Origin of the sequence: Aquitalea aquatilis (assembly GCF_005155025.1) — a bacterium.
Taxonomy (GTDB): domain Bacteria; phylum Pseudomonadota; class Gammaproteobacteria; order Burkholderiales; family Chromobacteriaceae; genus Aquitalea; species Aquitalea aquatilis.
The window spans coordinates 218,223-237,688 of the sequence record NZ_CP039731.1 but is presented as its reverse complement, the minus strand read 5'-3'; the positions used below and the strand labels follow the sequence as shown (position 1 = coordinate 237,688).

The following is a 19,466-nucleotide window of genomic DNA, read 5'->3' as shown; positions in this document are numbered from 1 at the left end:
ACAAATCATGCATTCTGATAACAAGATCATCGAAGTGGTGGCCGGCGTGCTGATGCGCCCGGATGGCAGTTTCATGCTGGGCAGCCGGCCGCAGGGCAAGCCTTATGCCGGCTACTGGGAGTTCCCCGGCGGCAAGGTAGAACCGGGCGAAAACGCGGTAGAGGCGCTGGTGCGCGAGCTGCAGGAGGAAATGGCCATCACCGTGACCCAGGCCACACCCTGGCTGACACGGGTGCATCACTACGAGCATGCCTCGGTACATTTGCGCTTTTTCCGCGTATGGGACTGGCAGGGCGAGCCACAGCCGCAAGAGAGCCAGCAGTTTGCCTGGCAGCAGCCGGGCCAGACCAGCGTAGCGCCCATGCTGCCGGCCAATGGCCCCATTCTCAAATCCCTGCAACTGCCTGCCGTCTATGCCATCACTTGCGCCCATGAACTGGGTGTGGCCGCCCAGTTGCAAGCACTGGCCAGCGGCCCGGCCCATGGTCTGGTACAGGTGCGTGAGCCGGACATGGACCGCCAGCAACTGCAGGCGTTTGCCAGCGAAGTGGCCGCCATCGTGCATGAGCGTGGTGGCAAGGTAGTGGTGAATGCCGACCCGGACTGGCTGCAGGGCTGGCCGGTGGACGGCGTGCACCTGAATGCCGGCCGGCTGGCTCATCTGACACAACGGCCCGATTTTGCCTGGGTGGGTGCCTCGGTGCACACGGCTGCCGAATTGCACCGCGCCGGAGAACTGGCGCTGGATTACGCCCTGCTGGGGCATGTTCAGCCGACGGCCAGCCACCCTGGCGTCACGCCGCTGGGCTGGGACGGCTTTGCCAGCGTACTGGCTGGTGGCATTCCGCTGCCGGTCTATGCGCTGGGCGGCTTGCAGGCCGGGGTGATTGAAACCGCGCGTCAGCATGGTGCGCATGGAGTGGCACTGATGCGGGGAGCCTGGCAATGCAAATGAACGCCCAACAGAAAAAACTGCTGCTGATCGGCAGCGCCCTGCTGCTGCTGGCTGCCATCAAGGGCGGGCTGGTGTGGTGGTATGTGCAGCACAAGAATCAGCCCGTGGTGCCGCAACTGCTGGCCTGCAATATTGGCCAGGGGCGCTGCGCGCTGCCGGATGGCGGCAGCTTGTACTTTGTCAGCCCGCCGGAAAACGGCAAGCCCTTTACGCTACGGCTGGAAGGGGTACAGGTAGAGCAGCCCGCGGTGGAATTCGCCATGGCTGACATGGACATGGGTTTCAACCGCTATCGCTTTGTGGCCGATGGCTCGGACTGGCAGGCGCGCATCACCCTGCCGGTCTGTGCCACCGGTAGCCGCCACTGGACGGCCACCCTGCATCTGGGTGACAAGGCTTACAGCCTGCCCTTCCAGACGCAGTAGCGCGGTTGCTGGTCAACGCAACAAGGCTCCGGAAGGGGCCTTTTTTGTTGACCGTGTGTGGATGGGGCTGTTTTGGTAGCAATGCTGGAAATGAATTGCTGAATATGTGCCCAGTGATGGGCTGCACCAGATGGCGATTAATTTCCACCGCAACGACCCAGCCAAATATCCATTCTTCTCCACCGAACCAAGGCCACCCATGGGCCCCGTCAAGCATGCCGACGGGTGACGCTGCTGCGGTTTTAAGCGGCTGGCTGTTTGAGCGATTGGACGTTAGACAATCGCGAGTTCAGGCGTGCCTCGCACCGGTCGGGACCTGTCGGGCAGCCGCAGGCCATGCTTGTGGGGTGGTCTTTGGGGATGAAAGGGGCCTTTGGCCACACAAAGGCCCCTTTCCCGTACGTCGCACGGACGCGGCAATGCAAATCATCATCCGCGGGAGCGGATTCCCACACTGGGTTATCGCTGCCAAGATCAAAACAAAAAACAACTTCGCGGGTCTCGCCCCGCTGGCGAGGTACTTTCTTTTGCTTCGCCAAAAAGAAAGTACGGCGGTTTCAAGGGCTAAGTGCAACACGAACCGATTAAAGGTTAAGTTGTTGCATGCAAAGAACTTATGAGCACCTAAGTGCCGAAGAACGCGGGTTCATCATGGCAATGAAGCAGCAGGGAGAGAGTGCCAGGGCTATTGCAAAGGCATTGCACCGGGCACCCAGCACAATTTGTCGAGAACTGCGTCGTAATGGATATAAGCCACCGTATGAGATCGGTCCAATCGGACGCCCTCGCGTAGCTGGCGGGTACGATGCACTACGAGCGGGAAAGCGTGCTCGCCGCTTGAAATACAAAGTTCGACGCGTGAAAAAGCTGGATCCGGCGGGACCGTTATGGACCAAGGTTCGTGCACTGCTGGAGGATCGGTGGTCGCCCGAGCAAATCGCTGGCAGACTAAAACAGGACTACCCAGGACAACAGACTTTGCACGCCTCGCACGAAACCATTTATCCGCGATCTATGCTGCCCCCAAAGGGGCTTTGCGTCGAGAACTCGTTGCGCTCTTGCGCCAGGGACGAGGAGCTCGCCGGCCTCGTACGCGAGGTACAGATCGGCGTGGTCAGCTTCAGGACGTAGCCAGCATTCATGTTCGACCTCCGGAGGCTAATGAGCGCTTGTTGCCTGGCCACTGGGAAGGTGATTTCCTGGTGGGAGCTGGGAACCGCTCCGCGGTAGGTACCCTGGTGTGCCGCAAAACCTTACTGGTTGTACTGGCGAAGATGGAGGGCTGTACTGCAGCGGCTGCCTTGGAGGGCTTTGCCCGCGCTTTCGCGCCATTCGATGAAGAGCTATGCAAGACCCTGACGTACGATCAGGGTAAAGAGATGGCATACCACCAAAGGCTGGAAGAGCGGACGGGATTGAAGATTTACTTCGCCGATCCTCACAGTCCTTGGCAACGTGGGATCAATGAGAATACCAACGGTCTGTTGCGGGAGTACCTGCCCAAGGGAGCCGATTTAAGCCAGTTTACCCAACAGGAACTGGATCAGATCGCTTGGAGCCTGAATAACCGGCCGCGCAAATCACTCGGGTTTAAGAAACCAAGCGAAGCATTCTGGGAATGTTGCTTCAATCTGGATATCAGGATTCCAACCACCGTTGCACTTGGTGTTTGAAACCGCCGACCCAAAGAAAAGGCGACCCGCAGCGCTTCGAAATCCCGCCACAGCCATCCCGCCCAGGGCGCGGCCGGAACTTGCGGCGCGCTAACGTCGCGCCGCTGCGGACAGCCGACCGCTTAACACCCTGTGCGGCACGTCTGCGTCGGCTCGCGCTGACGGGATTCGGTCTCGCCGAATTTGTTAGGGCTATCGCTCAAGCAGATGTGAATTCAGCCCCACCACCTTTCATGGCAAATCCGGCCTTCCATTTTGTCGAAATATTCCCACAGCACCGACGCCACCCATGGGCCCTGTCAAGCATGCCGACGGATGACGCTGCTGCGGTTTTAAGCGGCTGGCTGTTTGAGCGATTGGACGTTAGCCAATCGCGAGTTCCAGCCGTGCCGCAGCAGTGTCAGGCCCCGGAGGGCAGCCGCAGGCCATGCTTGTGGGGTGGCCTTGGAGGTGAAAGAGGGCTTGGCCAGGCAAGCCCTCTTTCCCGTTCGCCGCACGGAAGCGGCAATGCAAACCATCATCCGCGGGAGCGGATGCCACTGCGCCGGGAAAAGTAGGCTGGCGGCTACACCATCACTTCAACAGATAACTCAACACGATGCCGCCCATCAGCACGGCACCCACTTGGTTGTTGTCCAGAAAGGCCTTGAAACACAGGCCACGGTCGCGGGTGCGGATTTCCCGGTACTGTTTGCCGATCAGCAGCAGGCAGATGGCCAGTGCGGCAAAGAAAGGCCAGCCCAGTGCCAGCTGCCAGCCGATGCCGCCCATCATCAGCACGAATACCGTGTGGCACAGCATGATGCCGGTGACGTCGTGCTCGCCAAAAGTGATGGCCGAGGTCTTGATGCCGATCTTCAGATCGTCCGGCTTGTCCGCCATTGCGTAGGCGGTGTCGTAGGCCACGGTCCAGAAGGCATTGGCCAGCAGCAGCAGCCAGGCCAGCAGCGGCACCTGATTGGTGAGCGCGGCAAAGGCCATGGGAATGCCGAAGGAGAAGGCGATGCCCAGATAGGCCTGCGGCATGGGGAAGAAGCGTTTGGTGAAGGGGTAGCTGGCGGCCACGAATACTGCCGGTACACTCATCAGCCAGGTCAGGCTGTTGAGCGGCAGGATCAGCAGGAAAGAGATGATGGCCAGTGCCAGCGCCAGCCACAGCGCTTCGCGCTCGGTCACCGCGCCACGGGCAAACGGGCGTTGGCTGGTGCGTGCCACGTGCATGTCGTAGTGGCGGTCGGCATAGTCGTTGATGACGCAGCCGGCCGAACGCATCAGGAAAGTACCCAGTACGAAAATCAGCACCACCATGGGATCAGGCTTGCCGTCACCGGCAATCCACAGCCCCCACAGCGTGGGCCAGAGCAAGAGCAGGGTGCCGATGGGCTTGTCCATGCGCATCAGTTGCTTGTAGACGGTGTAGCGGTCCTTGAGCAGGGCGGTGTTCATCGGATGAAATCCTCCAGGGCGGGCAGGAATAGCTCGCATACCACCAGCGGGGCCTGTTCCAGTGCAAAGCGGCAACGGCGCGCCGGCAGGTGGGCCGCCATGCTGTGGCAGGCCTGGTGCAAGGGGTGGGCCGAATCCAGTTGCTGATAGTGCAGCGGGCCGCGTTGCAGCTGCGGCAGGCCGCCAAACAAGGTGAGTCCGAGCGAGCGGCTGCCACGGTCCAGGATGGGCTGCCATACCGGGCAGTCCAGCCGGGCGATGCTGCGGGCGTAGACCACCGGGGTGTCGTCCAGGGTCAGCAGCACATGGCGGGCATACAGCATGCTGTCTGCCGGCAGGGAAAGCAGGGCGATCTCGTCCGGGTGGGCCTTGCTTGCGCCTTGGGATAATACCTGCACACCGAAGCGGTGGCTGGTGGCCATTAGTCGCTCGGTGAGCGAGCCGGCTTCGGTGACGCAAGCCAGCAGGGCGGGGGCAAGGTCGGGGGGCTGCGGCAGCCAGTGCGTATCCTGAATCATGGCGCGCATTATGCCAAAGCCGGCTAAGGCTTGTCCTGTTTGTTGACAGTAATACGACAATGGCCTTGTCTGTTTATACCGCACTGCAGCAGCCACAGGTATGATGAAAGCCCGATTTTGGCCGATGGCCTGGCTTGTGGCGGCGTGCTGCCACAGGCGGAATGATGATCATGATAGAAACCCTGTTGTGGCTGGTGGGTTACCAGCTGGCTGGCGAGCTGATCAGCCGCAGCTTTTCCCTGCCCTTGCCCGGCCCGGTGCTGGGCATGCTGCTGCTGTTTTGCACGCTGGCGGCGCGCAAATCGGTGCCGGACAGCATGAAGCTGAATGTGCCGCGCTTTCTGTCCCATCTGTCGCTGCTGTTCATTCCTGCCGGTGCTGCCGTGCTGGCCTATCGTGATTTGCTGGCTGGTTTCGGCTGGCAATTGCTGGTGGTGCTGGCTGCTTCCACGACCTTGACGCTGTTGCTGCCCGGCCTGTTGCTGAAGTTGCTGCTGGCGCGCCACCGGCACAAGGAGGAGGCATGAATCTCATGGCGGCCGTGGAGGTCATGCGTACTTCGCCCTTGAGCGGCGTATTTGTCACCTTGCTGGCCTACAAGCTGGCCGTATTGTTCAACCGCCGTTGCAAGGGACATCCGCTGTCCAACCCGGTGCTGATCGGCGTGTTGCTGTTGCTGGGCTGGCTGCTGGCCACCGGCACCAGCTACCGTGATTACATGAAGGGCGGGGTGATGGTGCAGATGCTGCTGGGCCCGGCTACCGTGGCGCTGGCGGTGCCGCTGTACGGCAATCTGTCGCGGCTGAAGCGTGCGGCCGGCCCCTTGGCCATCACCATCGTATTTGGCGGTCTGCTTGGTATTATCAGTGCGGTGGGCATAGGCTGGCTGCTGCAATTGCCGCAGCAGGTATTGCTGTCGCTGACCACGCGCGCGGTGACCACGCCCATTGCCATGAGCGTATCGCAGGGCGTGGGTGGTATTCCCGAGCTGTCGGCCATGTTCGTCATCCTGTCTGGTATTTTCGGCGCGGTCATCGTCAAGCCGCTGTTTTCCTTGCTGGGCATGGGCGACGACATGGTGCTGGGCACGGCCACCGGTATTTCGGCGCACGGTATCGGAACAGCACGGGTCTTTCAGTTGTCCGAGACTGCCGGTGCTTTCGCCGGACTGGCAATGGGGCTGAATGGCGTGGTCACCGCCATTCTGGTGCCCTTGCTGGCACCGCTGCTGCATTAGCGCCAAGGTGGCGGTATAAGTGTTTGTCCGACATGTGGCTGACACAAGCCTGGTGTAGGCTGCGCGCTTAGTCTTGCCGCAGGTGGGTGTCGCACGAAAAGCGTGCCGCACGCGGCGGCAGGCGCAGTACACTGCGTTTGATCGCGCCATGGCTTGTGACCCTGTCGCTCGCCGCTGCGCGAACAAGCGCCAACAACAATAACGGAGGTGAAAAATGGATCTGATCCTGTGGCGTCATGCCGAAGCAGAAGACGGTTCTGATGATCTGGCGCGGGCGCTGACCCGCAATGGCCAGCAACAAGCCAGCCAGATGGCCCAGTGGCTGCGCGACCGCCTGCCGGAGGATTTTCTCCTGCTGGCATCGGAAGCCAAACGTTCGCAGCAGACGGCTGCGCTGCTGAGCAAGCGTTTTACCGTGTTGCCGGAGCTGAATCCGGATGCATCCATCGAGCAGGTATTGAAAGCAGTCAACTGGCCGGAAGCGGGCAAGACCATCGTGCTGGTAGGCCATCAGCCGTATATCGGCCGCCTGTCGGCCCTGTTGCTGGGCGAGCAGCCGCTGCTGTGGAGCGTGAAAAAAGGCTCGGTGTGGTGGCTGAATCACCGGGTGCGTCACGATCTGGAACAGGTGCGCCTGAAAGTGATGATGACCCCCAGCATGCTCAAGCCTTGAGTGTCAGGGATGTGTCTGTCAGTGCTAGCCCCTTGCGAGGGGCTTTTTGCTGTCTGATCGCATGGCCAGTGCTGCCTCACCGCCCGGCCGGCGTGGTGGCTTTAGCGGGCTGAATCCTGCTCGCGCAGCTGCCGCCACTCTCGGGGGCTTAGCCCGCACTGTGCCTTGAATGCCCGCGACAGCGCCGCCAGTGTGTATTCTGCAGCGTGGTTTACTGCAGGCTTTGGCCTGTTTCGACGGTAGCCGTTCGCTGTTGCCGATTGTCGGGCGAGTGCCGGCAGGTGCTTGCCAGGACAAAAAAAGAGGGCTCCCGAAGGAGCCCTTGATCAGCGGGTACCAAGCGGGCCGCGAAGGCCCTGAGAGAGAGTCTTGGTAAATAAATATTAAAAATACTTTTCAATAAATGCAATGAATGACGGTTAGCTAAGCCGTGCCGTCAGCTGCTGGCGCAGCCTTTTCGCCACACTCACCATATTGCCCAGCGCGGCTTCTACCTCCGGCCAGCTACGGGTTTTCAGTCCGCAATCGGGGTTGACCCACAAGCGCTCGGCCGGAATCACCTGCAAGGCCTTGTCCAGCAAGGCTGCCATCTCGCTGGCGGCGGGGACGCGCGGGCTGTGGATGTCATAGACGCCGGGGCCGATGTCATTGGGGTAGCGGAACTGGGCAAAGTCTTGCAGCAGGGCCATGTCGGAGCGCGAGGTTTCGATGGTGATCACATCGGCGTCCAGCGCGGCGATCTGCGGCAGGATGTCGCCAAATTCCGAATAGCACATATGGGTGTGAATCTGGGTGCTGTCATCAATGCGCCAGTTGCACAGGCGGAAGGCCTCGCCGGCCCACTGCAGGTAAGTCTGTTGCTGTGCCTGCTGCAGGGGCAGGCCTTCGCGGATGGCCGGTTCGTCGATCTGGATGATGCGGATGCCGGCGTTTTCCAGATCCAGCACTTCTTCGTTCAGTGCCAAGGCAATCTGCCGGCAGACCGTGCTGCGCGGCAGATCGTTGCGGACAAAGCTCCACTGCAGCATGGTGACCGGGCCGGTGAGCATGCCTTTCACCGGTTTGCTGCTCAGGCTTTGCGCATAGACAGCCCAGCGCACGGTCATCGGCTGCGGCCGGGCCACGTCGCCGACGATGATGGGCGGCTTGACGCAGCGGCTGCCATAGCTCTGCACCCAGCCCAGCCGGGTAAACGCAAAGCCATCCAGCTGTTCGCCGAAGTATTCCACCATGTCGTTGCGTTCGGCTTCGCCGTGTACCAGTACATCCAGCCCCAGTTCTTCCTGACGGCGTATGGCCAGCGCGATTTCTTCCTGCATGGCCTGCTCGTAACTGGCCGCATCCAGTTCGCCGCGCTTGAAGGCTGCCCGTGCGCTGCGGATGCTGGCGGTTTGCGGGAAAGAGCCGATGGTGGTGGTGGGTAGCAGGGGCAGCTTGAGCCAGGCCTGTTGCCGGGCAATGCGCTGGGCAAAGGGTAGGGGGCGCTGATCGGCACCTGCTGGCAGTGCCGCCAGACGCTGCTGCACGGCAGGCCGGTGAATCAGCGGGCTGCTGCGGCGCTGCGCCTGCACATGGTCGCTGGACTGCAGTTCGTTGCTGATGCTGGCACGGCCCTGCTCCAGCCCGCGCTGCAGCAGCTTCAGTTCGTTCAGTCTTTGCACGGCAAAGGCCAGCCAGCTGCGGATATCGGCGTCCATTTCGGTTTCGGCGGCCACATCGAAGGGGCTGTGCAGCAGCGAGCAGCTGGGTGCCAGCCACAGCCGCTCGCCCAGTTGTGCCGCCACCGGCTCCAGTTGTGCCAGCACGGTGCTCAGATCGCTGCGCCAGACATTGCGCCCATCCACCACCCCGGCAGACAGCACCCTGTCATCCGGCCAGTGCTGCAGGAAGCTGGCCAGCTGTTCCGGTGCGCGGACCAGGTCCAGATGCAGGCCGGCTAGCGGCAGGCTGTGCAATAGCGGGGCATGCTGGGCAACGCTACCAAAGTAAGTGGCCAGCAATAGCTTGAGCGGGCTGCTGGCCGCCAGTTGCTGATAGGCCGGGGCGAAGGCGGCCAGCCAGTCGGCGGGCAGGTCCAGCGCCAGAATGGGTTCATCCAGCTGTACCCAGGACACGCCCTGCTGTTGTAGCGCCTGCAGCAGGCTCTGGTAGCAGTTCAGCAAGGCTGGCAGCAATTGCAGACGGTCAAACTCGCCGCCCTTGCATTTGCCCAGCCACAGCAGGGTGAGGGGGCCGATCAGCACCGGTTTGGCCTGGATGCCCAGCGCGCGTGCTTCGGCCAGTTGGGCCAGCAGCGGTGCCGGGTTGGCGCTGAAGCTGGTATCGGCCTGCCATTCCGGCACCAGATAGTGGTAGTTGGTATCGAACCATTTGGTCATTTCCAGTGCCGGCTGGCGGCTATTGCCGCGTGCCAGCTGGAAGTATTGCGCGCTGTCCAGCCGGGCCGGGTCAAAGCCGAAGCGGGTCGGAATGGCGCCAACCAGAATCTGTGCGTCCAGCACGTGGTCGTACAGTGAGAAATCGCCCACGGGCGACAGCTGGATGCCCGCGCCCTTTTGTAGCAGCCAATGGCGCTGGCGCAGTGAGCGTGCGCCCTGGCGCAGGGCTTGTTCGTCAATCTGGCCTTGCCAGAAGTTTTCCAGCAGGAGTTTGAGTTCGCGTTTGGCGCCGATGCGGGGAAAGCCGGCCAGGTGCAGTGTGGTCATGGTGGGGTCCTTGTCTGTCAGTGTCCCCAGCATCGGTGAATCTGCTGTATGATTCAAACTCATTTTTTTGTTGTTTTGAATTAATTTAATTCATGATTATCGGAAAGCCCATGCCATGCTGGAACTACGTCATCTGCGCACGCTGATTGCCCTGCAGGAAACCGGCAGTGTGTCGCTGGCGGCTGAGCGGGTGTTTCTCACCCAGTCGGCCCTGTCGCATCAGCTCAAGCAGCTGGAGGCTTATTACCAGCAGCCGCTGTTCGAGCGTAAAAGCCAGCCGCTGCGCTTTACCCTGGCGGGCGAGCGCCTGCTGGCGCTGGCACGTGAGGTACTGGACAAGGTGGCATCTGCCGAGCGTGAGGTGGCGCGCATCCGCCAGGGCGAGGCGGGGGAGCTACGGGTGGCGGTGGAGTGCCACACCTGTTTCGACTGGCTGATGCCGGCGATGGACAGCTTTCGCCAGCACTGGCCGGCGGTGGAGCTGGACATTGTTTCCGGTTTTCATGCCGATCCGGTGGGGCTGTTGCTGACTCGGCGCGCCGATTTGGCCATCGTGTCGGAAGCCGAGCCGCAGGCCGGCATCGTCCACCAGCCCTTGTTTGCCTATGAGATGGTGGGGATTGTGGCGCGTGATCATCCGCTGGCGGAAAAGAAGGTGTGGCAGGCGCAGGACTTTGCCAATGAAACGCTGATCCACTATCCGGTACCGGACGAGATGCTGGATTTATGGCGCAAGGTGCTGCTGCCCGCCGGGGTCAGCCCATTGCGCCGTACCAGCGAGCTGACGGTGGCCATTATCCAGCTGGTGGCCAGCCGGCGCGGCGTGGCGGCGCTGCCGTTCTGGGCGGTCAAGCCCTATCTGGAGCGCGGCTATGTGGTGGCGCGGCGGATTGGCGAGCAGGGGCTGAGCAGCGAGCTGTACGCTGCCTTACGCAGCGAGGATGCCGGGCTAGCCTATATGCAGGATTTTCTCAGCACGGTGCGGGAGCGCAGCTTTGCCACGCTCCCCGGGCTGACCGTGCTGGAGGGCTGACGCACGATTGTGGGCTTCAGGCCTGCTCGTCATGGGCTTCCATGCCCAGTTCCTGAATCTTGCGGGTGAGGGTGTTGCGGCCCCAGCCCAGCAGATGCGCGGCTTCCACCTTGCGTCCGCCAGTGTGGGCCAGGCCGGTGCGGATGCAGCTTTCCTCAAAGCGCCGGCACAGGTCGTCGATGATGCCCACCTCGCCGGCACGCAGGCGGCGTGCCACTTCTTCGGCCAGGCCCAGCGTCCAGTCGACCACATGCACGCTGCTGCTGGCCACCGGGCTGCCTTCGCCGTCCGTTACCGGGCTGGCGGCTTCCGGTTCGCGCAGTTCAGCCGGCAGGTCGCCCACCTCTACTTGCTGGCCCGGTGCCATCACAGTGATCCATTGGCACAGGTTTTCCAGCTCGCGCACATTGCCGGTGAAACTGTGGAACTTGATCACCTCCATCGCGGCATCGGTCAGCCGTTTCGGCTCCACGCCCAGGCTGCTGGCACTCTTGGCCAGGAAATGGCGGGTCAGTAGCGGAATGTCTTCGCGGCGTTCGCGCAGCGGTGGCAGACGCAGACGGATCACGTTCAGGCGGTGGAACAGGTCTTCGCGAAACAGGCCGCGCTTGACCCGGTCTTCCAGATGCTGATGGGTGGCGGCAATCACCCGCACATTGGCCTTGATCGGCACATGGCCGCCCACGCGGTAGAAATGACCATCGGACAGCACGCGCAGCAGGCGGGTTTGCAGCTCGGTGGGCATGTCGCCGATTTCATCCAGAAACAGTGTGCCGCCTTCGGCTTCTTCGAAGCGGCCACGACGGGTGGCCAGTGCGCCGGTAAACGCGCCTTTCTCATGGCCGAACAGCTCCGATTCCAGCAGGTCTTTCGGGATGGCGGCGGTGTTCAGGGCGATGAAGGGCTTGCTCGCCCGTACCGAGTGACGGTGCAGCGCCTCGGCCACTCTTTCCTTGCCGGTACCGGATTCACCGGTAATCAGCACGGTGACATGTGATTGCGACAGCCGGCCGATGGCGCGGAATACGTCTTGCATGGCCGGGGCCTGGCCTAGCAGCACCGGCATGGCTTCCACGCCGCCGCTGGCTTCGATCTGGCTATTGCTCTCAGCCAGCGCGCGTTCGATCAGCTGTACTGCCTGGTCGACATCAAAGGGCTTGGGCAGGTATTCGAAGGCCCCGCCCTGAAAGGCGGCCACGGCCGAATCCAGGTCGGAGTGCGCGGTCATGATGATGACCGGCAGCTGCGGGTGGTCGGCCTTGACCCGCGACAGGAACTTCAGACCATCCGTGCCGGGCATGCGGATATCGGAAATGATGACGCGCGGGGTGTTGTCATACAGGGCATTGAGTGCGTCGTCTGCACTGGAAAAGCTGTCAAAGCCGATGCCGCTGCGGCCGAGTGCCTTTTCCAGTACCCAGCGGATGGCCTTGTCGTCATCGATGATCCACACCGGGTTATTCATAGCAGCCCTCGTTTCTGTTATTTGGGTTCAATCCGTATTGCTGAAAGGCAGCATTACGGTAAAGCAGGTCTGGCCGGGGCGGGATTCGAATTCGATGCTGCCGCCATGCTGGTGCACATAGGCCTGGGCCAGTGTCAGCCCCAGACCGGTGCCTTCGGCGCGTCCGGTCACCAGCGGATAGAAAATGTGATCCCTGATTTCCTCCGGAATGCCGGGGCCGTTGTCGACAATCTGCAATTTTAATGCCAGCCCGTGACGCTTGCGCGCCAGCGTCACCTGACGGGCCACGCGGGTGCGCAAAATCACCTCGCCGCTGGCCTTCATGGCCTGGATGGCGTTCTTGACGATATTCAACACCACCTGGATCAGCTGCTCCTTGTCCGCCACCATGTGCGGCAGGCTGGTGTCGTAGTCGCGACGGATGGACAGGCCTTGTGGATACTCGGCCAGGGCAATGCTGCGCACCCGTTCCAGCACTTCGTGGATATTGATTTCGCTGCGGACATGGCGGCGATGCGGGGCCAGCAGGCGGTCAACCAGCGACTGCAGGCGCAGCGCTTCTTCCTGGATGACTTCGGTGTATTCCTTCAGCTCCGGCCGGTCGGACAGCTCGTGTTCCAGCAGCTGTGCCGCACCGCGAATACCGCCCAGCGGATTCTTGATTTCATGGGCCAGATTGCGGATTAGCTCGCGATTGGCCTGCTGTTGCAGCAACAGGCGCTCTTCGTTGGCGATTTTCAGCTGCTGGTCGAGTGGCCGCAATTCCACCAGCGCCAGCCGGCTTTCGGCATCCACCGGCGTCACCGACAGGGCGATATGCAGCGGCTGCTCGCCATGCGGGGTGCGCAGCTCCAGATCGTGCTCGATGTAGCCAGCGTTGTGCTGCAGGGCGGTGCTCAGTGCCTGGCGCAGGGCCGGGCTGTCCTGAAACAGCTCGAACAGGGTGTGGCGCAACAGCTCGCGCCGGCCGATGGCCAACAGGTTTTCACACGCGGGATTGGCGAATTCCAGTACGCCGTCGGCTCTGGTGATCAGAACCGGGGTGTCGAGTAATTCCAGGCCGGCAAAGCTGGGAGAGTTCATGGTGCTCCGGATCGAAGAGGGCTGTGCCTGGTGCTGTTAGCAATAAGCACGCCAAGCCAGAGCACAGCGAATGCACGATTACGGAGTTAATTATGCACCATTATTGTGCAGAGGATGTGGCCTGCCCCAATTCGCGGCGCAGTGCATCAACATTCTTCTGCCGCTCGGTCACCGCGTCTTTCAGCTTCTGCACCCGGTCGAGGTATTTCTGGTAGTTGCGGGTTTCATCGCCATTACGGGTGGCGGCACCGTCGGTGTAAGCCTTCTGGGCGTCAGCCAGCGCTTTCTGCTCATTGGCCAGCTCGTTTTCCAGAATCTTGCGTCGGCCTTGGTCGCGCTTGTTCTGGGTGCCATTGTCGACATTGGGGTAGCCATCCGGGGTGGAGGCCGATTTGCTGCCTGCATTAGCCGCCGGCTTGCTCTTGCTGCTGTTGCCATAGGTGGACAGTGGTGCCAGATGCATGGGCTTGGCACCCTTGATCGGCACATTGGTGAAGGTGACATTGCCGTTGGCGTCTATGTATTTGTACACCTCGGCCTGGGCGAGGCTGCAACTGAGCAGCAGACAAAAGGCAAGCGTTTTCATGGGAGTCCGCATCAGCAAGGAAATACAGGATGGTAGTGGCGATATGATAAGCAAAAGCCCGGCCCGCGTCACATCGGCCTGTCGTTTGGCTGGGGGCAAGGGTGCGTTGGTCCCCTGCCTTCTTGTTCTGCCGTCTGGTGCTACATGATCAGGAAAGGCTGCCGGTCGGCCTCGCTCGGCTTGTGCTTGGCCGGATGACATGAAAAAACCCGCATGGCCATGAGCCATGCGGGTTTTGCCATAGCCGCCGGAATGCTCCGGCGGCGGCTTGCCATTACAGCGAGTAGTACATCGCGAATTCGACCGGGTGGGTCGTCATGCGAGTCAGGTTCACTTCCTGCATCTTCAGTTCGATGTAGGCGTCGATCCACTCGTTGGAGAACACACCGCCACGGGTCAGGAAGTCGCGGTCTGCGTCCAGCGCGGCCAGGGCTTCGTCCAGGCTGGCGCATACGGTCGGGATCAGCTTGTCTTCTTCCGGCGGCAGGTCGTACAGGTTCTTGTCAGCAGCATCGCCCGGGTGGATCTTGTTCTGGATACCATCCAGACCGGCCATCAGCAGAGCGGAGAAGCACAGGTACGGGTTAGCCAGCGGATCCGGGAAGCGGGCTTCGATACGACGGCCCTTCGGATTGGCTACGTGCGGGATACGGATGGAAGCGGAACGGTTCTTGGCGGAGTAAGCCAGTTTTACCGGGGCTTCGTAATGCGGTACCAGACGCTTGTAGGAGTTGGTGCCCGGGTTGGTGATGGCGTTCAGTGCCTTGGCGTGCTTGATGATACCGCCGATATAGTACAGGGCGGTTTCGGACAGGCCAGCGTAGCCGTCACCGGCAAACAGGTTCTTGCCGTCTTTCCAGATGGACTGGTGTACGTGCATGCCGGAACCGTTGTCGCCAACGATGGGCTTGGGCATGAAGGTAGCGGTCTTGCCGTAGCTGTGTGCCACGTTCTGTACCACGTATTTCAGGATCTGGGTCCAGTCGGCACGCTGGGTCAGGGTGCTGAACTTGGTACCGATTTCCATCTGGCCGGCGGTGGCCACTTCGTGGTGATGCACTTCAACCGGCACACCCAGTTCTTCCAGCAGCAGAACCATGGCGGAACGCAGGTCTTGCGCGGAGTCAACCGGCGGAACCGGGAAGTAACCACCCTTGACACCCGGACGGTGACCGGTGTTGCCACCTTCGAATTCTTCAGCGGAGGCCCAGGCAGCTTCTTCGGACTTGATCTTCACGAAGCAGCCGGACATGTCGGTGCCCCAGGTGATGCTGTCGAAGACGAAGAATTCCGGTTCCGGGCCAAAGTAGGCGGTGTCGCCCATGCCGGATGCCTTCAGGTAGGCTTCGGCGCGCTTGGCGATGGAGCGCGGATCGCGGTCGTAACCCTTGCCGTCGGCCGGGTCGATCACGTCACACGACATGAATACGGTCGCTTCGTCGAAGAAGGGGTCAATCTTGGCGGTAGCCGGGTCAGCCATCAGCAGCATGTCGGAGGCCTGAATGCCTTTCCAGCCTGCGATGGAGGAGCCGTCGAAGGCGTGGCCGTGCTCGAACCATTCATCAGCATCTTCCAGCAGAACGTGTGCCGGGATGGTAACGTGTTGTTCTTTACCACGGGTATCAGTAAAGCGCAGGTCTACGAACTTGACGTCGTTTTCTTGAATCAGCTTGACTACGTCTGCAACCGCCATGAATGTTCTCCTAAAGGCAACGTGCATCGAAAGCAATATTGCTTGATAAAGATGGTACGCCTCACTGGAAGCATGAAGCGTGCCAGGGTACGAACACTAATGTAATCATTGTGTCACAGGGCTTGGTACACGGCTAGCGCTTATGAATGCACCAAAATAATGCATTCCGTGGTGCGAGTGCACTATATCTGTGCATAACGCCGGCGGGTGATGGTAGATGCCCTGACGGCATCGTGGCATGCCCCTATTACAAAGAGAGGAAAGCAATGGACCAGACCGATTTGATCCTGCAAACGGCTGCCGAGCGTGCAGCTGCCCAGCAACTGCCCTATCAGGGCGCGCTCACTCCACCCGAAGCGCATTATCTGGCTCAGCATCTGCCCGGCGCGGTACTGGTGGATGTGCGCAGTGCGGCCGAATGGCAGTTTGTCGGCGTGGTGCCCGGTGCCTTGCGTATCGAGCTGCGCAGCTTCCCCGGCATGCAAGTCAATGTGCAGTTTGTCGAGCAGCTGCAAGGTGCAGTCGACAAGCAGGCTGTGCTGTTGCTGATGTGCCGCAGCGGCGTGCGCTCACACGAGGCCGCCACGCAAGCCCGTGCAGCTGGTTATACCCGGGTTTACAACGTGCTGGAGGGTTTCGAGGGTGACAAGGACGAGCATGAGCATCGTGGCCTGCTGACAGGCTGGAAGGCGCATGGCCTGCCCTGGGTGCAGGGCTGAGCACGACCTTATTGTTGGGACAGGGGTATTGACCGGTTGATGTTTATGACGTTACACGGCAAAGTGCTACCTCAGCAGATGAACCGCACGACGCGGAAGCACCACAGGAATCCAAGAAAGCTGATCATGATCAACCGTTACGCCGTCATCGGTAACCCCGTTTCCCATAGCCAGTCGCCGTTTATCCACAATGAATTCGCCAGTGCCACCGGTGAGTCCATCCAGTACGAAAAGCTGTTTGCCGAGCTGGGCAAGTTCAACGAAGTAGTCAGTGAATTTGTCCGGGCCGGCGGCCTGGGGCTGAATGTCACCCTGCCGTTCAAGGGGGATGCCTTCCGCTTTGCCCAGGAGGTCACCGAGCGCGCCCGCGCTGCCGAAGCGGTGAATACCCTGACTTTCCGTGATGGCAAGGTGTTTGGCGACAATACCGATGGCGTTGGACTGGTGCGCGACATCGTGGACAATCTGGATTTCCCCATGGCGGGCAAGAGCATCCTGATCCTGGGTGCCGGCGGTGCCGTGCGCGGTGTGCTGGAACCGATTCTGGAGCAGAAGCCGGCCAAGGTGACCATCGCCAATCGTACCCTGATCAAGGCCGAATCCATTGCCCATCATTTCTCCCCTTGGGGCGAGGTGGTGGCCAGTGGCTACGAGGCGCTGGAAGGCAAAACCTTCGACATCATCATCAATGGCACCTCGACCAGCCTGCACAATGAGATTCCGCCCTTGCCGGCCAATATTTTTACCGCCCGCACCCTGGCATACGACATGGTGTACAGCAAGGGTCTGACCCCCTTCCTCAAGCGTGCCCAGAGCGAAAACGCCGGCATGCTGGCCGATGGCCTGGGCATGCTGGTAGAGCAGGCTGCCGAGTCCTTCCATATCTGGCGCGGTGTGCAGCCGGACACCCGCAAGGTCACCAATATGCTGAGGGAAGTGCTGGCCTGATCCGATGCGTCTCTTTCTGAAAATCATGGCGGTCCTGGTGGCCGCCATTGTGTTGTACAACCTGTGGATTCTGGCGCACGTGGTGTACTGGCGAAACCATAATCCCGCAGCCAGTGCCTTCATGAACGAGCAACTGGCCAAGCTGCAGGAAGACGACCCCAATGCCGAGTTGCGGCAGAAGTGGGTGCCCTACAGCCAGATTTCTGCCAATCTCAAACGGGCGCTGATTGCTGCCGAGGACGCCAAGTTTGCCGATCACGAAGGGTTCGACTGGGATGGCATCGAGGCGGCTTTCGAGAAAAACCTGAAGCAGGGCCATATCGTGGCGGGCGGTTCCACCATCAGCCAGCAATTGGCGAAGAACCTGTTCCTGTCCAGCAAGAAAACCCCGTGGCGCAAGCTGGAAGAGGCCGTGATCACCGTGATGCTGGAGAACGTGCTCGACAAGCGGCGCATCTTCGAGATCTATCTGAATGTGATCGAGTGGGGTAATGGTGTATTCGGTGCCGAAGCAGCGGCCCGTTATTACTTCCACACCAGTGCCGCGCGCCTGTCTGCCGGCCAGGCCGCAAAGCTGGCGGCCATGGTCCCTAATCCGCGCTACTACGACGAGCATCGTGGTGCGCCCGGCCTGGCACGCAAGACCCGCATCATCCAGCGGCGCATGCAGTACGCCGACCTGCCTTAAGCCATTGCACCGTACATCCCCCGGCTGGAAGGCCGGGGAGTGCTCGTGTTACAATTCCCGCCTTGTTTATCCGTTCTGCCGCGCTGTAAAGCGCGGTATTGCACATGGACTTACCCAGTTACCCCATAGCCGCTGGCTACCCCCTTTCCCGTAGTTGATTCCCGCCGTTCCGACTGTGCTGTCCAGCTTCTGTCGCCCCGGCGGAAGGAGTTGTGCTTGACGGTTGTCGAAAAAAAACAAACTGCTGAACGATTGAGTGAAAGCCTTGCCGAGGTGCAAAGGCTGATTGAGCTGCATCACGAGCGCGATGAGCGCCTGCCGGCCCCCCATGTCCTGCAAGAGCTGGAGCAAAGACTGCAAAGCCTGCACCCGGCGGACATTGCCTACATCCTGGAGGCTTTGCCGCTGGACGAGCGCTTGCTGGTGTGGGAGCGCGTCAAGTCTCAGCAGGATGGCGACATCCTGCTGGAAGTTTCCGATGCGGTGCGCGAAACGCTGATCGAATCCATGGAGCCGGACGAGCTGGTTGCCGCTGTGCGCCAATTGGATACCGACGAGCTGGCCGAACTGGCTGGCGACTTGCCACGGCAGGTTGTCTACGAAGTGATGGGCGAACTGGACGAAGCCGAACGCGAGCAATTGCAATCTGCGCTGTCCTACCCGGAAGGCTCTATCGGTGCGCTGATGGACTTCGAACTGGTGAAAATCCGTGCCGATGTCAGCTGCGAAGTGGTATTGCGCTACTTGCGGCGCTTCGATGAGCTGCCACACCAGACCGACAAGATTTTCGTATTGGATGCCGAAGAAGTGCTGTGTGGTGTACTGCCCTTGCGTAGCCTGCTGGTGGCGGACCCGGAGCAAATGGTGTCCGAGGTGATGGCGACCGAGGTCGTGTCCTTCCGGCCGGAAGACGAGGCACGCGATGCCGCGCTGGCTTTCGAGCGCTACGATCTGGTATCGGCACCGGTGGTCGACGAGCGTGGTGCGCTAATTGGCCGGCTCACCGTGGATGAGATGGTCGACGTCATGCGTGAGGAGTCGGACAGCGAAGTGCTGAATCTGGCAGGTTTGAAAGAAGAAGAAGACCTGTTCGCTCCGGTGGTTGATTCGGTAAAGAACCGCTGGGCATGGCTGGCCATCAATCTGTGTACCGCTTTTGTCGCCTCGCGGGTGATTGGTGCTTTCGAGCATTCCATCAACCAGTTGGTGGCACTGGCTGCGCTTATGCCGATTGTGGCGGGTATCGGCGGCAACGCGGGCAATCAGACCATCACCATGATTGTGCGAGCGCTGGCCATAGGGCAGATGCAGGTCGGTCAGGCTTGGCGGCTGTGGCGCAAAGAGCTGGGGGTCAGCATCATCAATGGTCTGGTATGGGGTGGTGCCATCGGCCTGGTTGCCTGGGCCCTGTACGGACGGCTATCGCTGGGACTGGTCATGCTGGCCGCCATGACACTCAACCTGATGCTGGCAGCGACCATGGGCGTGCTGATTCCCTCGCTGATGCAAAAGCTGGGGCGCGACCCGGCGCTGGGCTCCAGCGTGCTGATCACCGCTTGTACCGACTCCGGTGGTTTCTTCATCTTTCTCGGCCTGGCCACTCTTTTCCTGCTCTAGAC

At 60.9% G+C, this 19,466-nt stretch carries 17 protein-coding genes and 1 pseudogene; 11 read left to right on the top strand and 7 right to left on the bottom strand.

The window, feature by feature from the left end; genetic code table 11:
* Positions 1 to 7: 7 nt before the first annotated feature.
* From FAZ30_RS01130 to FAZ30_RS01120, 3 genes and pseudogenes are all read left to right on the top strand, one after another.
* The gene (locus FAZ30_RS01130; RefSeq protein ID WP_124644707.1) at positions 8 to 955 is read left to right on the top strand and encodes a Nudix family hydrolase; all 948 of its coding nucleotides are present in this window, start codon (positions 8 to 10) and stop codon (positions 953 to 955) included.
* Positions 946 to 1,380, top strand: coding sequence for a hypothetical protein (locus FAZ30_RS01125; RefSeq protein ID WP_124644708.1), 435 nt, complete (start codon positions 946 to 948; stop codon positions 1,378 to 1,380). The genes FAZ30_RS01130 and FAZ30_RS01125 overlap by 10 nt, the downstream gene beginning before the upstream one ends.
* A 603-nt stretch (positions 1,381 to 1,983) precedes the next feature.
* Positions 1,984 to 3,053 (top strand): annotated as a pseudogene (locus tag FAZ30_RS01120) (IS30 family transposase).
* Positions 3,054 to 3,626: 573 nt separating this feature from the next.
* Here FAZ30_RS01120 and ubiA read toward each other — a convergent pair.
* A complete protein-coding gene (gene ubiA, locus FAZ30_RS01115; RefSeq protein ID WP_124644709.1) occupies positions 3,627 to 4,499 on the bottom strand; it encodes a 4-hydroxybenzoate octaprenyltransferase in 873 nt (290 codons plus the stop codon).
* A complete protein-coding gene (locus tag FAZ30_RS01110; protein ID WP_124644710.1) occupies positions 4,496 to 5,026 on the bottom strand; it encodes a chorismate--pyruvate lyase family protein in 531 nt (176 codons plus the stop codon). The genes ubiA and FAZ30_RS01110 overlap by 4 nt, the downstream gene beginning before the upstream one ends.
* A 161-nt stretch (positions 5,027 to 5,187) precedes the next feature.
* Between FAZ30_RS01110 and FAZ30_RS01105 the strand changes: the two genes are divergently transcribed.
* From FAZ30_RS01105 to FAZ30_RS01095, 3 genes are all read left to right on the top strand, one after another.
* Complete coding sequence (locus FAZ30_RS01105) at positions 5,188 to 5,544, top strand: CidA/LrgA family protein (RefSeq protein WP_124644711.1); 357 nt, start codon at positions 5,188 to 5,190, stop codon at positions 5,542 to 5,544.
* Positions 5,541 to 6,254, top strand: coding sequence for an LrgB family protein (locus tag FAZ30_RS01100; protein WP_124644712.1), 714 nt, complete (start codon positions 5,541 to 5,543; stop codon positions 6,252 to 6,254). Before FAZ30_RS01105 ends, FAZ30_RS01100 begins: the two co-directional genes overlap by 4 nt.
* Positions 6,255 to 6,468: 214 nt before the next feature.
* Positions 6,469 to 6,927: a SixA phosphatase family protein gene (locus FAZ30_RS01095; RefSeq protein WP_124644713.1), complete on the top strand. Its 459-nt coding sequence runs from the start codon at positions 6,469 to 6,471 to the stop codon at positions 6,925 to 6,927.
* Positions 6,928 to 7,346: 419 nt separating this feature from the next.
* Here FAZ30_RS01095 and metE read toward each other — a convergent pair whose 3' ends face one another.
* Positions 7,347 to 9,632, bottom strand: a complete 2,286-nt coding sequence (gene metE, locus FAZ30_RS01090) for a 5-methyltetrahydropteroyltriglutamate--homocysteine S-methyltransferase (RefSeq protein WP_124644714.1) — start codon at positions 9,630 to 9,632, stop codon at positions 7,347 to 7,349.
* Between the two features lie 115 nt (positions 9,633 to 9,747).
* Between metE and FAZ30_RS01085 the strand changes: the two genes are divergently transcribed.
* Positions 9,748 to 10,665, top strand: coding sequence for a LysR family transcriptional regulator (locus tag FAZ30_RS01085; protein ID WP_124644715.1), 918 nt, complete (start codon positions 9,748 to 9,750; stop codon positions 10,663 to 10,665).
* A gap of 16 nt (positions 10,666 to 10,681) precedes the next feature.
* Here the strand turns inward: FAZ30_RS01085 and ntrC are convergent, their stop codons facing one another.
* The 4 genes from ntrC to glnA all read right to left on the bottom strand — a co-directional run bounded on the left by ntrC (position 10,682) and on the right by glnA (position 15,492).
* Entirely contained in the window at positions 10,682 to 12,130 is a 1,449-nt protein-coding gene (gene ntrC, locus FAZ30_RS01080) for a nitrogen regulation protein NR(I) (RefSeq protein WP_124644716.1), read from the bottom strand.
* Positions 12,131 to 12,157: 27 nt separating this feature from the next.
* On the bottom strand, positions 12,158 to 13,213 hold the full coding sequence (glnL, locus tag FAZ30_RS01075) for a nitrogen regulation protein NR(II) (protein ID WP_124644717.1): 1,056 nt from the start codon (positions 13,211 to 13,213) through the stop codon (positions 12,158 to 12,160).
* 100 nt (positions 13,214 to 13,313) lie between these two features.
* Complete coding sequence (locus FAZ30_RS01070; RefSeq protein ID WP_124644718.1) at positions 13,314 to 13,799, bottom strand: DUF4124 domain-containing protein; 486 nt, start codon at positions 13,797 to 13,799, stop codon at positions 13,314 to 13,316.
* 274 nt (positions 13,800 to 14,073) lie between these two features.
* Positions 14,074 to 15,492, bottom strand: a complete 1,419-nt coding sequence (gene glnA, locus FAZ30_RS01065; RefSeq protein WP_124644719.1) for a type I glutamate--ammonia ligase — start codon at positions 15,490 to 15,492, stop codon at positions 14,074 to 14,076.
* Between the two features lie 266 nt (positions 15,493 to 15,758).
* Here glnA and FAZ30_RS01060 point away from each other — a divergent pair, with 266 nt between their 5' ends.
* From FAZ30_RS01060 to mgtE, 4 genes are all read left to right on the top strand, one after another.
* The gene (locus tag FAZ30_RS01060) at positions 15,759 to 16,211 is read left to right on the top strand and encodes a rhodanese-like domain-containing protein (protein WP_124644720.1); all 453 of its coding nucleotides are present in this window, start codon (positions 15,759 to 15,761) and stop codon (positions 16,209 to 16,211) included.
* 126 nt (positions 16,212 to 16,337) lie between these two features.
* Positions 16,338 to 17,159 (top strand): shikimate dehydrogenase, encoded by an 822-nt coding sequence (aroE, locus tag FAZ30_RS01055; RefSeq protein WP_124644721.1) that lies wholly within the window; start codon positions 16,338 to 16,340, stop codon positions 17,157 to 17,159.
* A gap of 4 nt (positions 17,160 to 17,163) precedes the next feature.
* Positions 17,164 to 17,847 carry a monofunctional biosynthetic peptidoglycan transglycosylase gene (mtgA, locus tag FAZ30_RS01050; protein WP_124644722.1) on the top strand — a complete coding sequence of 228 codons (684 nt, stop codon included), beginning with the start codon at positions 17,164 to 17,166 and terminating at the stop codon, positions 17,845 to 17,847.
* Positions 17,848 to 18,063: 216 nt separating this feature from the next.
* The gene (gene mgtE / locus FAZ30_RS01045) at positions 18,064 to 19,464 is read left to right on the top strand and encodes a magnesium transporter (RefSeq protein WP_124644723.1); all 1,401 of its coding nucleotides are present in this window, start codon (positions 18,064 to 18,066) and stop codon (positions 19,462 to 19,464) included.
* Positions 19,465 to 19,466: the final 2 nt, after the last annotated feature.

What these genes read in the sequence shown, in the direction of transcription:
- FAZ30_RS01130 (WP_124644707.1), top strand. Translation starts at nt 8, where the DNA reads ATGCATTCTGATAACAAGATCATCGAAGTGGTGGCCGGCGTGCTGATG.
- FAZ30_RS01125 (WP_124644708.1), top strand. Translation starts at nt 946, where the DNA reads ATGCAAATGAACGCCCAACAGAAAAAACTGCTGCTGATCGGCAGCGCC.
- ubiA (WP_124644709.1), bottom strand. Translation starts at nt 4,499, where the DNA reads ATGAACACCGCCCTGCTCAAGGACCGCTACACCGTCTACAAGCAACTG.
- FAZ30_RS01110 (WP_124644710.1), bottom strand. Translation starts at nt 5,026, where the DNA reads ATGCGCGCCATGATTCAGGATACGCACTGGCTGCCGCAGCCCCCCGAC.
- FAZ30_RS01105 (WP_124644711.1), top strand. Translation starts at nt 5,188, where the DNA reads ATGATAGAAACCCTGTTGTGGCTGGTGGGTTACCAGCTGGCTGGCGAG.
- FAZ30_RS01100 (WP_124644712.1), top strand. Translation starts at nt 5,541, where the DNA reads ATGAATCTCATGGCGGCCGTGGAGGTCATGCGTACTTCGCCCTTGAGC.
- FAZ30_RS01095 (WP_124644713.1), top strand. Translation starts at nt 6,469, where the DNA reads ATGGATCTGATCCTGTGGCGTCATGCCGAAGCAGAAGACGGTTCTGAT.
- metE (WP_124644714.1), bottom strand. Translation starts at nt 9,632, where the DNA reads ATGACCACACTGCACCTGGCCGGCTTTCCCCGCATCGGCGCCAAACGC.
- FAZ30_RS01085 (WP_124644715.1), top strand. Translation starts at nt 9,748, where the DNA reads ATGCTGGAACTACGTCATCTGCGCACGCTGATTGCCCTGCAGGAAACC.
- ntrC (WP_124644716.1), bottom strand. Translation starts at nt 12,130, where the DNA reads ATGAATAACCCGGTGTGGATCATCGATGACGACAAGGCCATCCGCTGG.
- glnL (WP_124644717.1), bottom strand. Translation starts at nt 13,213, where the DNA reads ATGAACTCTCCCAGCTTTGCCGGCCTGGAATTACTCGACACCCCGGTT.
- FAZ30_RS01070 (WP_124644718.1), bottom strand. Translation starts at nt 13,799, where the DNA reads ATGAAAACGCTTGCCTTTTGTCTGCTGCTCAGTTGCAGCCTCGCCCAG.
- glnA (WP_124644719.1), bottom strand. Translation starts at nt 15,492, where the DNA reads ATGGCGGTTGCAGACGTAGTCAAGCTGATTCAAGAAAACGACGTCAAG.
- FAZ30_RS01060 (WP_124644720.1), top strand. Translation starts at nt 15,759, where the DNA reads ATGGACCAGACCGATTTGATCCTGCAAACGGCTGCCGAGCGTGCAGCT.
- aroE (WP_124644721.1), top strand. Translation starts at nt 16,338, where the DNA reads ATGATCAACCGTTACGCCGTCATCGGTAACCCCGTTTCCCATAGCCAG.
- mtgA (WP_124644722.1), top strand. Translation starts at nt 17,164, where the DNA reads ATGCGTCTCTTTCTGAAAATCATGGCGGTCCTGGTGGCCGCCATTGTG.